This is a genomic window from Cupriavidus basilensis (assembly GCF_029335485.1).
Lineage (GTDB): Bacteria > Pseudomonadota > Gammaproteobacteria > Burkholderiales > Burkholderiaceae > Cupriavidus > Cupriavidus basilensis_E.
On record NZ_JARJLM010000136.1, the window covers coordinates 1 to 11,114 of the forward strand.

Consider the following 11,114-nt stretch of genomic DNA (forward strand, 5'->3'; position numbering starts at 1 on the left):
CAGCGCTGCATGGGTTGTTCTTCCGCCTCGGCGGCATGCAGCGCCGTCAGCGGCGATCCGCCGGCCAGCGCCAGCTGCGCCTCGGCGTCGGCAACGCCCTGGCTGCGCAGCCAGGCCAGTGCATCGGCGGGCGTGGGCCGCTGCACGGAAAACTGGCGGCAGCGCGACAGGATGGTGGGCAGGACGCGGTCCAGCCGATCGGTCACCAGCAGGAACACAGTGGACGGCGGCGGCTCCTCCAGGGTCTTGAGCAAGGCGTTGGCGCCCTCATGCTGCAAGGCGTCCAGCGGATAGACCACCACCAGGCGCAGGCCGGCGCGATGGGTGCCGATGCCGACCGTTTCGATCAGGTTCCGCACCTGCTCCATGCGGATGACCTTGCTCGGTGCTTTTTTCTTACCGCTTTCATCGGTCTCGGCCTCTCCCGCGGCCTCCATGGCCTCGGGACGCACCACGCTGAAATCCGGATGGTTACCCTGGCTGAACCAATGGCAGGCGGAGCACGCGCCGCAGGGCTGGCCGTCGGGCCGTGGCGTATCGCACAGCAGCCCCTGGGCGAAATGCAGCGCCAGGTCGCGTTTGCCAATGCCTTGCTGGCCGTGCACCAGCAAGGCGTGCGGAAGCCGCTCGCGCAGCGCGTTCAGCCGTTGCCAGTCTTCTGTCTGCCAGGGATAAAGCATGTGAATCAATGAGTTAAGGTTTGAACTTCGCGTGACAGCGTAAGTCGGGCGGGCAAGTCGACGGGCCGGATCCTGCCGGCCCGGCCATCATCACCATCCGTAAATAGTGATGCGGATTCAAAGCGTTGCCAGGATTTTTTCAAGCTCCACCTGAATCTCGGCAATGGTCCGGGTTGCGTCGATCACCCGGAAACGCTGCGGGGATTCCGCCGCGCGGCGCAGGTATTCCTGACGGGTGCGGTCGAAGAAGGCGCGCGACTCGGCCTCGAACTTGTCTGGCTCGCGGGCGCCGGCCAGACGCGCGCTGGCAGTCTCCAGCGGTACGTCGAACAGCAATGTGAGGTCGGGTTGCAGGCCTTCCTGCACCCACCCTTCCAGCACTTCGAGCCGGGCGCGCGACAGGCCGCGACCGCCGCCCTGGTAGGCGAAGGTGGCGTCGGTAAAGCGGTCGGAGACGACCCAGTCGCCCCGTGCGAGGGCGGGCTCGATGACTTCGGCAATATGCTCGCGGCGCGAGGCGAACATCAGCAAGGCCTCGGTTTCAAGATGCATCTTGCGGTGCAACAGCAACTGCCGGAGATCCTCGCCCAGCGGCGTACCGCCGGGTTCGCGGGTGGTGACCACGGCGGCGCTGCCGGCCAGGCGCGCGCGCAGGCGCTCTGCCACCCATTCCACGTGGGTGCTCTTGCCGGCACCGTCGATGCCTTCGAATGTAATGAATTTGCCGCGCATGGGAGACTTATTTGCCGCGCTGGTACTTGTCGACCGCGCGGTTGTGTTCGGGAAGCGAGTTGGAGAAGTGGCTGCTGCCGTCGCCGCGCGCCACGAAGTAAAGCGCATCGGACGACGCCGGCGCGGTGGCCGCGGCGAGCGAGGCCAGTCCGGGCAAGGCGATCGGGGTGGGCGGCAGGCCATTACGAATGTAGGTATTGTAAGGGGTGTCGGTCTGCAGGTCGCGTTTGCGGATATTGCCGTCGAACGACTCGCCCATGCCGTAGATCACGGTGGGATCGGTCTGCAGCATCATGCCCTTCCTGAGGCGATTGACGAACACGGCGGCGATCAGCGGGCGCTCGGCTGGCTGGCCGGTTTCCTTCTCCACGATCGATGCCATGACCAGGGCCTCGTACGGTGTCTTGTACGGCAGGCCGGGCGCCCGGGCATTCCAGGCGTCCGTCAGGCGGCGCTGCATGGCCCGGTAGGCGTGGCGGTATAGTTCGAGATCGCTGCTGTCGCGCGCGAACAGGTAGGTGTCGGGAAAGAACATGCCTTCCGCAGCCGTCTCGGGCGCGCCGATCGCCTTCATCAGCGCCGCGTCGGACAGGCCGCGGGTGTCATGCTTGAGCGCCGGGTGCGCATCCACGGCGGCGCGCATCTTGCGGAATTCCCAGCCTTCGATCACGGTCAGCACGTAGTGGTTGACCTCGCCGCGGGCAATCTTGCCGACCACGGACAGCGGCGTGGCGGTGCTGTCGAACTCGTAGCCGCCGGCCTTCAGGTCGGTCCCGTGGCCGGTGAGCCGCACCAGCAAGGCGAACAGGCGCGGGTCCATCCGCACGCCGCCACGCTGGATCTGGCGGCCGACGCTCATCACGCTCGAGTTGGGCTTGATCACCACCTCGATCGGCGAGGCCGAAAGCTGGAGCGGACGGTTGGCCCACCAGGCAAAGGCACCGGCGGCGGCAATCGCGAAAACCACGGCGACCAGCATCAGTCGCAGGAAAAGACGTTTCATGTAGGGCAGAGAGTAGCGGCGCATTCTGCACCGCGGCAAAGCCGACCGCGCACTGCGTCATTCACGCAGGCCGCCGGCTGAAATGGCGACAGCCTCATATAATACCGGGAGCCTTGCACCGCCACGAGCGCGCCCCATATCCCGAATGCCTGCCGGATACCGGCGCGCCGGTCCGGCGGGGCCCGATTTTGCGCCATTTGCCGCGCCGGTTACCGCGCCTTTCGCTGCCCATTCGCTGAAATCCGCCGGTCTTTGGCGGCCTTTTTAGACCTTTGTAGCCGTTTGCACCTTTCATCCGGCGCTACCCGCGCCCCTTGCCTGCGATACCTGCCATGAATGCCCCTACCCCAGACCTTGCCACCCAGTTCGAAGCCGTGCGCCACGGCGGAGTCGTCTGCCGGCCCGCGCAACTGGGCCTGATCCGGGTTGCCGGCGACGATGCCGGCAGTTTCCTGCACACCCAGCTCACCAACGCCATCGACGATCTCGCCACCGGTACCGCCCGCCTGGCCGGCTACTGTTCGCCCAAGGGCCGGCTGCTGGCCAGCTTCCTGGCCTGGCGCGACGAGGAAGGCATCGTGCTGCAGCTGTCGGCGGACCTGCAGCCCGCCATCCAGAAGCGTCTGTCGATGTTCGTGCTGCGCGCCAAGGCCCGCTTGTCCGACCTGACCCCCGAGCGCGCCGTGCTGGGCGTGGCCGGCGCCGGTGCCGCGGCGGCCCTGGAGGCGGCCGGCCTGCCCGCCCCGGCGCAGCCCTGGTCGACTGCCGCCGCTGGCGCCGCCACCGTGATCCGGCTGCCGGACGGCGCCGGCCAGCCGCGCTGGCAAGTGGTGCTGCCGGCCGGGCAAGCGGCACAGGCGCAGGTTGCGTTATCCGTGCAACTGCTGCCGGCGGATGCCGCCGTGTGGGACTGGCTGGAAGTGCAGGCTGGCGTGCCGCGCATCGCCGCAGCCACGCAGGAGCAGTTCGTGCCGCAGATGATCAACCTGGAACTGGTCGGCGGCGTGAGCTTTCGCAAGGGCTGCTATCCGGGCCAGGAAATCGTCGCCCGCAGCCAGTACCGCGGCACGCTCAAGCGCCGCATGTGGCTGGTCCACGGCGAAGGCGACGTGCCGGCCGCGGCCACCGAGATCTTCCGTCCGGAGGATCCCGAGCAGCCGTGCGGCATGGTGGTCAACGCCGCCGCCGCGCCGCAAGGTGGCTGGGACGGCCTGGCCGAGCTCAAGATCGATGCCGCCGGCGGCGCCCTGCACCTGGGCAGCGCCAGCGGCAGCCCGGTGCGCGTGGGCGAACTGCCCTACGCGGTACCCTTCGGCGACGCGGCCTGAACGCAAGCAGCGCTTGGGCTCGCCCGGCGCGCGGGAGACTGTCATGAGCGATCACCTTTTCGTCTATTTCCGGGTGCCGGATGCCCTGGCCGATGCGGCGCTGCCGCACTGGCATCGCTGGATGGAGACCGTTGCCGAAGCCGGCGGAATTGGTGGTACGCTCTTACGCAGGCCCGAAACGCGCGATGGCATGCAGACCTGGATGGAAGCCTATGCCGATGTGCCGCCGGCCTTCGACCTGTTGCTCGATGGCCTGTGGCGGCAAAGCGGATTGCAGGAATTCATCAGCGGCGAACGGCAGGTCGAGCGCTTTGTCGATCTCGACCAGCTCTGATCCGGCCCTGATGCCGCCGGCGGATGAAATCGCAGCGAACGCAGTCGATGCAGTGACCGCAGTGAAAGTAGCAAAGGAAGCTCTATGTGCCTGATTCTGGTGGCCTGGCAATCGCACCCGGACTATGCCCTGGTGGTAGCCGGCAACCGCGACGAGTTCTACGCCCGCCCGGCGGCGGCCGTGCACTGGTGGGAAGATGCCCCCGATGTGCTGGCCGGACGCGACCTGGCGGAAGTGATCGGCGAGCCGGGCACGTGGATGGGCCTGGCCGGCGACGGCCGCTTTGCCGCCCTGACCAATTACCGCGCCCCTTCCGAGAAACGCACCGATGCCCGCTCCCGCGGCGAACTGGTGGCGGGTTTCCTGCGCGGCGAGAGCGATCCCGAAGCCTACCTCGCCGGGCTGATGCCGCGCGCCGGCGCCTACAACGGTTTCAACCTGCTTGCCAGCGACCTGCAGCAGCTCTGGTGGTATAGCAACCGCGGCGCGGCGCCTCATCCGCAACGCCTGAAAGCGGGGCTCTATGGCTTGTCCAATGCCTTGCTGGATACGCCATGGCCCAAGGTGCTCAGCCGCGTCGGCGCACTTGCCGAGACGCTGGCCGCCGATACCGGACAGCCTGGCGCCAGCGCCGAGCCCTACTTCGACCTGCTGGCCGACGACCGGCAAGCCCTGGATTTCGAGCTGCCGCGCACCGGTGTGACGCCGGAGTGGGAAAGGCTGCTGTCCTCCGCCTTTATCCGCTCGCCGAGCTATGGCACCCGCGCCAGCACGGTGCTGCGCGTGCGCCACGACGGCCGCTTCGAACTGAGCGAGCGCAGCTTCGACGCCAACGGCCGCACCGGCGAGGTGTCATACCGCGGCCATCTGCGGGTGGCCCGCGACGCGGGTCAGGTACCTGCGCCGCGCTGAAGGGGGCGCGGCGGCGCCCTGCCAGCCCTTCCCGACCCTCACGATTCCGATCGTCTCCTTGCTTGCGCTCAGTACTGCTGGGCGGCCAGTCCCATCGGGCGCAGCGCGGCGTTCAGCGCCCGGATGGCGCCAGGGTCGTTGCGCACGGCCAGCAGCCACGCATCCTCGAAATGCCCGATCTCCAGCAACTGCATGCCGTGTGGCGCCAGTTCCCGGTTGACATGCGCGAGGTACAGGGCGGCGGGCTCCATATCGAAATCGTTGTCGTCGCCGCCCAGGGGAATCCCGTCCTCGTCATAGAGATCGTCGACGTCGATGGCCGTCACACCGGCCGCGCGCAGCGCGGCAAGCCCGGTGACGGCCTGCACGCCCAGCGTGCTGAAATCCTTCCAGTCCACGCGTACCAGGCAGTGCGCCCCCAGCCAGGGATGGAGCCATGCGGACAGCAGATCTTCGCCGGCAGGCGGATCTTGGGGCGGCGCCGAGGCCGGATCGAGTGGAGGCGTGGCGTCGGCCAGGGCCTGGAGCAGGCGGGAACGGAGTTCTGACATAAAGCGATAACAGCGAGCGATAACAGCGCGGGCAAAAACAAAGACCGCGATGGTACCGCGCGCGCGGCAGGCTGCAAATGCCACGCGAGTTTATTGGCCACTTGCAGCCCCTCCTGTATGCCTGCGCGCCGGCAACAGGCCTGAACCTCAGGCGGCCGCTGCCAGCCTGACTGGCAGCGCGGCGCGAACGGCTTCGCCGATGATGCCTGCCAGCCGCGCGGCGGGCGCTTCCAGCTCGGCATCCTTGCGGTACAGGGCCAGCGCCAGCGAGGGCAGTTCGGGCAGTCCGGCCTCCCCCTCCTCCCAGGCCCTGACCGAAGGCGGCAAGCCCATGGCCGTGCGGACGGTCAGGCCCAGGCCGGCCGCTGCGCCAGCCCACAAGCCGCCAAGGCTTGCACTGCTGAAGGCCACCCGCCAGGCAATGCCGGCACGGTCCAGCGCCGCCGTGCCGGCCGAGCGGAAGCGGCACGGCGCCTCGAAGGCAACCAGCGGCAGCGGGCCCTCGCCCTGCCAGGGCGCGCGCGCGGTGGCAGGCCCGATCCAGCGCATCGGCAATTCCGCCACCCGCTCCACGTATGGCATCCCCACGCCGTCGTCCCAGGCCAGGGCCAGGTCCAGGCGGCCCGCTGCCACGCTGTCGAGCAGCTCCGCGTTGCGGGCCACGCGCGCCTCGATCTTCACTTTGGGATGAGCGCGCGCGAACCGGCCCAGCACCTCGGGCAGCAGTGCCTCGCCGAAATCCTGCTGCAGGCCGAAGCGCACCCAGCCCTCCAGCGCCACGCCATGCACCGCGGACGCGGCCTCGTCATTGAGATCCAGCAGCTGTCGGGCGTAGGCCAACATGGTCTCGCCGGCTTCGGTCAAGGCCAGGCCGCGTCCCGCCTTGCGGAAGATGGCCGTGCCGGCCTGCTCTTCCAGCTTTTTCAGCTGCGCGCTGACCGCCGAGGTGGACCGGCCAAGCCGGTCGGCTGCCCGGGCGTAGCTGCCGAGGTCCATGCCCACCACGAAGCTGCGCAGCACATCCAGGTCGAAGTTCACCGAAGCCATGGCCAATCGTCCTGTTATTTGGGATGTTTGTTAAAAAATAATCTGATATTCGGGATCATTCTCGGGTGACAGAATCGTTCCGTCAAGGCCGCCTGTGCCGCCCCTTCAAGGATGATCCCGTGTCCCGCACTCCTTCCCCGCTTCCGTTCGCCGCCGCCGGACATGCCGGCAACGCTTCTACCCCACGCCATGGCCCGAGCCACCGATGGAAAGTGCTGGCCATCGGGGTCGCGGCCAATGCCAGCTTCGCGGCGGCGTTCTCCGGCATTCCCACCACGGCGGTGCTGATGCGCGCCGGCTACCGGCTCGGCAATGGCGAGCTGGGCTTCTGCCTTGGCCTGATGGGGCTGGGCATTGCCGTGAGCGAAGTGCCCTGGGGCCTGCTGACCGACCGCTGGGGCGATCGCCGGGTGTTGTTGACCGGACTGCTGGCCACGGCGCTGTGGCTGGTGCTGATGGCGGTCTTCATGGCGCCGCTGCCTGGCCATATTCCGGGCAATGTCCCACTGGCACTGGGCTTGCTGGTGCTCGGCCTGCTTGGCGGCAGCGTCAACGGCTCCAGTGGCCGCGCCGTGATGGCGTGGTTCCGCGAGGGCGAACGGGGCCTGGCCATGAGCATCCGCCAGACCGCCGTGCCGGCCGGCGGCGGCATTGGGGCGCTGACCTTGCCTTTGCTGGCACAGTCATTCGGTTTTGTGGCGGTCTATGGCATGCTCGCCGCGTTCTGCGGCATTACCGTGGCCTTTGCCTGGCACTGGATGCATGAGCCGCCGGCCTCCCGCGAACCCGCGGCGGCCCTGGCTGCGAGCGGCCAGGGCCAGGCTGCGCAGGCGGAGCGGGGGCCGCTGGGCAGCGCGCTGGTCTGGCGGCTGGTGGGCGGCATGGGCCTGATGTGCGCGCCGCAAGTGGCGGTGCTGACTTTTGCCACGGTCTTCCTGCATGACTTCAGCCGCATCGGCGTCGCCGCCGCGGGCCTCACCGTGGCCGCGGTCCAGGCCGGAGCCGCTGTGATGCGCGTATGGAGCGGACGCTGGACCGATCGCCGCGGTAACCGGCGGGGCTATATGCGGGCCTGCAGCCTGCTGACCCTGCTGGTCTTTGCCATCGTGGCCGGATTGACGTGGCTCTGCGCCGCCGCGCCGCTCTGGCACGCCGTGCTGACGCCCGCACTCGTGGCCAGCCTGGTGCTCGGCGGCATCTGCACATCGGCCTGGCATGGCGTCGCTTTTACCGAACTGGCCACGATTGCCGGCGCGAGCCGTGCCGGCACCGCGCTCGGACTGGGCAATACCTTCGCCTTTGCCGGTTTCTTCCTGGTGCCGCTGGCGATTCCGGCGCTGGTGGCCGGGTATGGATGGCCGGCGGTTTGGCTGGCCGCCAGCGGTTGTGCGCTATTGGCCCGGCCCTTGTTCCCGCGGGCGGCCGGCGGTTGATCGCAACGCGGTAGCGGCAGCCTGGTTCAGCGCAGCCGTTTCCACATTTCCACGTGAGGGATGCCGGCCTCCTCGAATTCCTCGCCCACTTGCTCGAAGCCCACGCGCGCATAGAACGGCGCCGCGTAGCTTTGCGCATTGAGCACCAGCTCGGGATAGCCCAGTTCCTCGGCCTTGGCCATCAGCGCGTCCAGCACCATGGCACCGACGCCGCTGCCGCGCGCGGCCTTGAGCACCGCCATGCGGCCGATATGGCCATCCGGCAGCAGCCGGCCCGTGGCCAGCGCGCTGCCGTCGCCGGCCAGCGCCAGCGCGTGCCAGCTCGGCTCGTCCCATTCGTCCCATTCCAGTTCGACCGGCACGCCCTGTTCTTCGACGAAGACGGCGTAGCGGATGGCGCGCGCGGTGTCGCGCACTTCGGACCAGGGAGCAAGGCGGATGGTGATCGTCATGGTGAGTCGGTGCAGAAGCGAAAGCGGTAAAGGGACAGCCCGGGGGGCGGGCGTCATGATACTCCCGTGTGCGCGGCCGGTTGCCCGGCGCTATCGCATAGCCGAGGCTTCTCGGATCGGCTCTAAGGGTAATTGCCGATCTGCAACACTGCCTTCAAATTTGTATGATGACCTTATTACCCAATCACCAGAGCACACCGTGTTCCAGAAAGTCCCTGCCCGAGCCCTGACCGATACCGTTGCCGAACAGTTGCTGGAGAAGATCGATAGCGGCGCCTTGGCGCGTGGCGACAAGCTGCCCACCGAAGCGGTGCTGTCCGAAGAATTCGGCGTGAGCCGCACCGTGATCCGGGAAGCCATCGCCCGGCTGCGCCACGAAGGCGTGGTCGAATCGCGCCAGGGCAGCGGCGTGTTCGTCACCGAGCAAGCCGGCATCCGGCCGCTGCGGATCGACTACACGGATACCGCCACGCTCGAATCGGTGCTGCAGATCGTCGAATTGCGCCGCGCTATCGAGGCCGAGGTGGCGGCGCAGGCGGCGCGCGGCCGCAGCGACGCCAGCATGGTGGCCATCGATGCCGCGCTGGCCCGCATCGACGCCGAGGAGGCGGCCGGCGGCGACGGCGTGGCGGCCGACGTGGCCTTCCACCGGGCCATCGCGCAGGCCACCGGCAATCCCTATTTCCTCAAGACGCTTGCCTTCCTGAGCCAGTACCTGGAAACCGCCACCCGCGTGACCCGGACCAACGAAGCCCGCCGCGCGGATTTCTCCCGCCAGGTGCGCGAGGAACACCAGGCCATCGTGGCGGCCATCCGCGCGGGCGATCCGCTGGCCGCGCGCAACGCGGCCCAGACCCATATGTACAACGCGGCCCGGCGCCTGTCGCAGGGCAGCCAGCCCGATCCGGCGCCCGGCCTTGCCGATGCGCCTGCGCGCGGTCCGGTCCACTGAACCGCAGCATCGACGCATCGAAGAATCGAAGAACAACGGGCCCGACGGGCCACGGCAGGAGACTATATGAGCAGATCCATTGGCGTAATCGGGCTCGGTGCCATGGGCAACGGCGTAGCACACAGCCTGTTGCGCGCCGGTTTCAAGGTACACGCCTGCGACCTGCGGCCCGAAGTGCTGCAGCGCTTTGCCGATGCAGGCGGCATCCCCTGCGCCAGCCCGGCCGAGCTGGGCGGCCAATGCGAGGTGGTGGTGATCCTGGTGGTCAATGCCGCGCAAACCGATGCCGTGCTGTTCGGCGAACAGGGCGCGGCGGGCACCTTGCGTCCCGGCGCGCTGGTGATCGCCAGCGCCACCGTGCCCCCGGCCTTTGCCCAAGCGCTGGGAAGGCGGCTGGGCGAGCGCGGCATCCTGCTGCTCGACGCGCCGGTCTCCGGCGGCGCCGCCCGTGCCGCCAGCGGCGAAATGACCATGATGACCTCTGGCCCTGCCGAAGCCTACGCGCTGGCGGAGGACGTGCTGGCGGCGATGTCCGGCAAGGTCTACCGCCTGGGCGACGCGCATGGCGCCGGCTCCAAGGTCAAGATCATCAACCAGCTGCTGGCCGGCGTGCATATCGCCGCCGCGGCCGAAGCCATGGCGCTGGGCCTGCGTGAAGGCGTGGATGCCGAGGCCCTGTACGAGGTCATCACCAACAGCGCGGGCAACTCCTGGATGTTCGAGAACCGCGTGCCGCACATCCTGGCGGGCGATTACACGCCGCTGTCGGCGGTCGATATCTTCGTCAAGGACCTCGGCCTCGTGCTCGACACCGCGCGTGCCAGCAAATTCCCGCTGCCGCTGTCGGCCGCGGCGCACCAGATGTTCATGATGGCGTCCAGCGCGGGGCACGGCGGCGAGGACGATTCCGCCGTGATCAAGGTGTTCCCCGGCATCGAACTGCCGGCGAAGAAAGCCGACTGAGGAAGCCAGCATGACCGCACCGAACCCTTCCCCGCGCGCCCTGCTTGGCTGCATCGCCGACGATTTCACCGGCGCCACGGATCTCGCCAATACCCTGGTGCGCAACGGCATGCGCACCGTGCAGACCATCGGCGTGCCTGCCGGCGGCGAGGCGCTGCGCGGCGTGGAGCAGGCCGATGCGCTGGTGGTCGCGCTGAAGTCGCGCACCATCCCGGCGGCCGACGCCATCGCGCAGTCGCTGGCTGCGCTGCGCTGGCTGCAGGTCCAGGGCTGCCGCCAGTTCTTCTTCAAATATTGCTCCACCTTCGACTCCACCGACGCCGGCAATATCGGCCCGGTGGCCGAGGCGCTGCTGGCGGCGCTGGGCAGCGACTTCACCATCGCCTGCCCGGCCTTCCCCGAGAACGGCCGCACCATCTTCCGCGGCCACCTGTTCGTGGGCGACGCGCTGCTCAACGAGTCGGGCATGGAGAGCCACCCACTCACGCCGATGCGCGACGCCAGCCTGGTACGCGTGCTGCAGCGCCAGAGCCAGGGCAAGGTGGGCCTGGTGCGCTACGACAGCGTGGCGCGCGGCAGCGCCGCTGCGCAGCAAGCCATGGCGGCCCTGCGCAGCGACGGCGTGCGCCTGGCCATCGCCGATGCCGTGAGCGATGCCGACCTGCATGCATTGGGCGAGGCCTGCTCCGGACTGCCGCTGCTCACCGGCGGCTCGGGCCTGGCCCTT

Annotated in this window: 13 protein-coding genes; 7 read left to right on the top strand and 6 right to left on the bottom strand. The window is 68.6% G+C overall.

Annotated elements, in window-relative coordinates:
* The 3 genes from holB to mltG form a co-directional block, all read right to left on the bottom strand.
* Positions 1-680, bottom strand: a 680-nt coding sequence (gene holB / locus P3W85_RS07755) for a DNA polymerase III subunit delta' (protein ID WP_276264344.1), incomplete at its 3' end; no start/stop codon positions are given.
* Between the two features lie 117 nt (positions 681-797).
* Entirely contained in the window at positions 798-1,412 is a 615-nt protein-coding gene (gene tmk / locus P3W85_RS07760) for a dTMP kinase (protein WP_017230739.1), read from the bottom strand.
* A 7-nt stretch (positions 1,413-1,419) separates the two neighbouring features.
* On the bottom strand, positions 1,420-2,415 hold the full coding sequence (gene mltG / locus P3W85_RS07765) for an endolytic transglycosylase MltG (protein WP_276264345.1): 996 nt from the start codon (positions 2,413-2,415) through the stop codon (positions 1,420-1,422).
* Positions 2,416-2,747: 332 nt separating this feature from the next.
* On the opposite strand from mltG, the gene P3W85_RS07770 reads away from it, so the two are divergent.
* The 3 genes from P3W85_RS07770 (at position 2,748) to P3W85_RS07780 (ending at position 4,989) form a co-directional block, all read left to right on the top strand.
* Positions 2,748-3,743, top strand: a complete 996-nt coding sequence (locus P3W85_RS07770; protein WP_276264346.1) for a YgfZ/GcvT domain-containing protein — start codon at positions 2,748-2,750, stop codon at positions 3,741-3,743.
* A gap of 43 nt (positions 3,744-3,786) precedes the next feature.
* A complete protein-coding gene (locus P3W85_RS07775; protein ID WP_017229484.1) occupies positions 3,787-4,077 on the top strand; it encodes a DUF4936 family protein in 291 nt (96 codons plus the stop codon).
* A gap of 84 nt (positions 4,078-4,161) precedes the next feature.
* Positions 4,162-4,989 (top strand): NRDE family protein, encoded by an 828-nt coding sequence (locus P3W85_RS07780; protein ID WP_276264347.1) that lies wholly within the window; start codon positions 4,162-4,164, stop codon positions 4,987-4,989.
* Between the two features lie 68 nt (positions 4,990-5,057).
* Here the strand turns inward: P3W85_RS07780 and P3W85_RS07785 are convergent, their stop codons facing one another.
* Together P3W85_RS07785 and P3W85_RS07790 are read right to left on the bottom strand one after the other, a co-directional pair.
* The gene (locus tag P3W85_RS07785; RefSeq protein ID WP_276264348.1) at positions 5,058-5,540 is read right to left on the bottom strand and encodes a hypothetical protein; all 483 of its coding nucleotides are present in this window, start codon (positions 5,538-5,540) and stop codon (positions 5,058-5,060) included.
* A 147-nt stretch (positions 5,541-5,687) separates the two neighbouring features.
* The gene (locus tag P3W85_RS07790) at positions 5,688-6,587 is read right to left on the bottom strand and encodes a LysR substrate-binding domain-containing protein (protein ID WP_276264349.1); all 900 of its coding nucleotides are present in this window, start codon (positions 6,585-6,587) and stop codon (positions 5,688-5,690) included.
* Between the two features lie 119 nt (positions 6,588-6,706).
* On the opposite strand from P3W85_RS07790, the gene P3W85_RS07795 reads away from it, so the two are divergent.
* On the top strand, positions 6,707-8,020 hold the full coding sequence (locus tag P3W85_RS07795) for an MFS transporter (protein WP_430869511.1): 1,314 nt from the start codon (positions 6,707-6,709) through the stop codon (positions 8,018-8,020).
* A 26-nt stretch (positions 8,021-8,046) separates the two neighbouring features.
* Here P3W85_RS07795 and P3W85_RS07800 read toward each other — a convergent pair whose 3' ends face one another.
* On the bottom strand, positions 8,047-8,472 hold the full coding sequence (locus tag P3W85_RS07800; RefSeq protein WP_276264350.1) for a GNAT family N-acetyltransferase: 426 nt from the start codon (positions 8,470-8,472) through the stop codon (positions 8,047-8,049).
* Between the two features lie 199 nt (positions 8,473-8,671).
* Between P3W85_RS07800 and P3W85_RS07805 the strand changes: the two genes are divergently transcribed.
* The 3 genes from P3W85_RS07805 to otnK all read left to right on the top strand — a co-directional run.
* Positions 8,672-9,424 (top strand): FadR/GntR family transcriptional regulator, encoded by a 753-nt coding sequence (locus P3W85_RS07805; RefSeq protein ID WP_276264351.1) that lies wholly within the window; start codon positions 8,672-8,674, stop codon positions 9,422-9,424.
* Positions 9,425-9,448: 24 nt separating this feature from the next.
* Positions 9,449-10,387: an L-threonate dehydrogenase gene (gene ltnD / locus P3W85_RS07810; protein ID WP_276264354.1), complete on the top strand. Its 939-nt coding sequence runs from the start codon at positions 9,449-9,451 to the stop codon at positions 10,385-10,387.
* A gap of 10 nt (positions 10,388-10,397) precedes the next feature.
* Positions 10,398-11,114 (top strand): 3-oxo-tetronate kinase (gene otnK / locus P3W85_RS07815; protein WP_276264352.1); only part of this gene is annotated, 717 nt, incomplete at its 3' end.

Bases quoted from the DNA above. Each gene is read 5' to 3' on its own strand.
- tmk (WP_017230739.1), bottom strand. From the start codon at position 1,412: ATGCGCGGCAAATTCATTACATTCGAAGGCATCGACGGTGCCGGCAAG.
- mltG (WP_276264345.1), bottom strand. From the start codon at position 2,415: ATGAAACGTCTTTTCCTGCGACTGATGCTGGTCGCCGTGGTTTTCGCG.
- P3W85_RS07770 (WP_276264346.1), top strand. From the start codon at position 2,748: ATGAATGCCCCTACCCCAGACCTTGCCACCCAGTTCGAAGCCGTGCGC.
- P3W85_RS07775 (WP_017229484.1), top strand. From the start codon at position 3,787: ATGAGCGATCACCTTTTCGTCTATTTCCGGGTGCCGGATGCCCTGGCC.
- P3W85_RS07780 (WP_276264347.1), top strand. From the start codon at position 4,162: ATGTGCCTGATTCTGGTGGCCTGGCAATCGCACCCGGACTATGCCCTG.
- P3W85_RS07785 (WP_276264348.1), bottom strand. From the start codon at position 5,540: ATGTCAGAACTCCGTTCCCGCCTGCTCCAGGCCCTGGCCGACGCCACG.
- P3W85_RS07790 (WP_276264349.1), bottom strand. From the start codon at position 6,587: ATGGCTTCGGTGAACTTCGACCTGGATGTGCTGCGCAGCTTCGTGGTG.
- P3W85_RS07800 (WP_276264350.1), bottom strand. From the start codon at position 8,472: ATGACGATCACCATCCGCCTTGCTCCCTGGTCCGAAGTGCGCGACACC.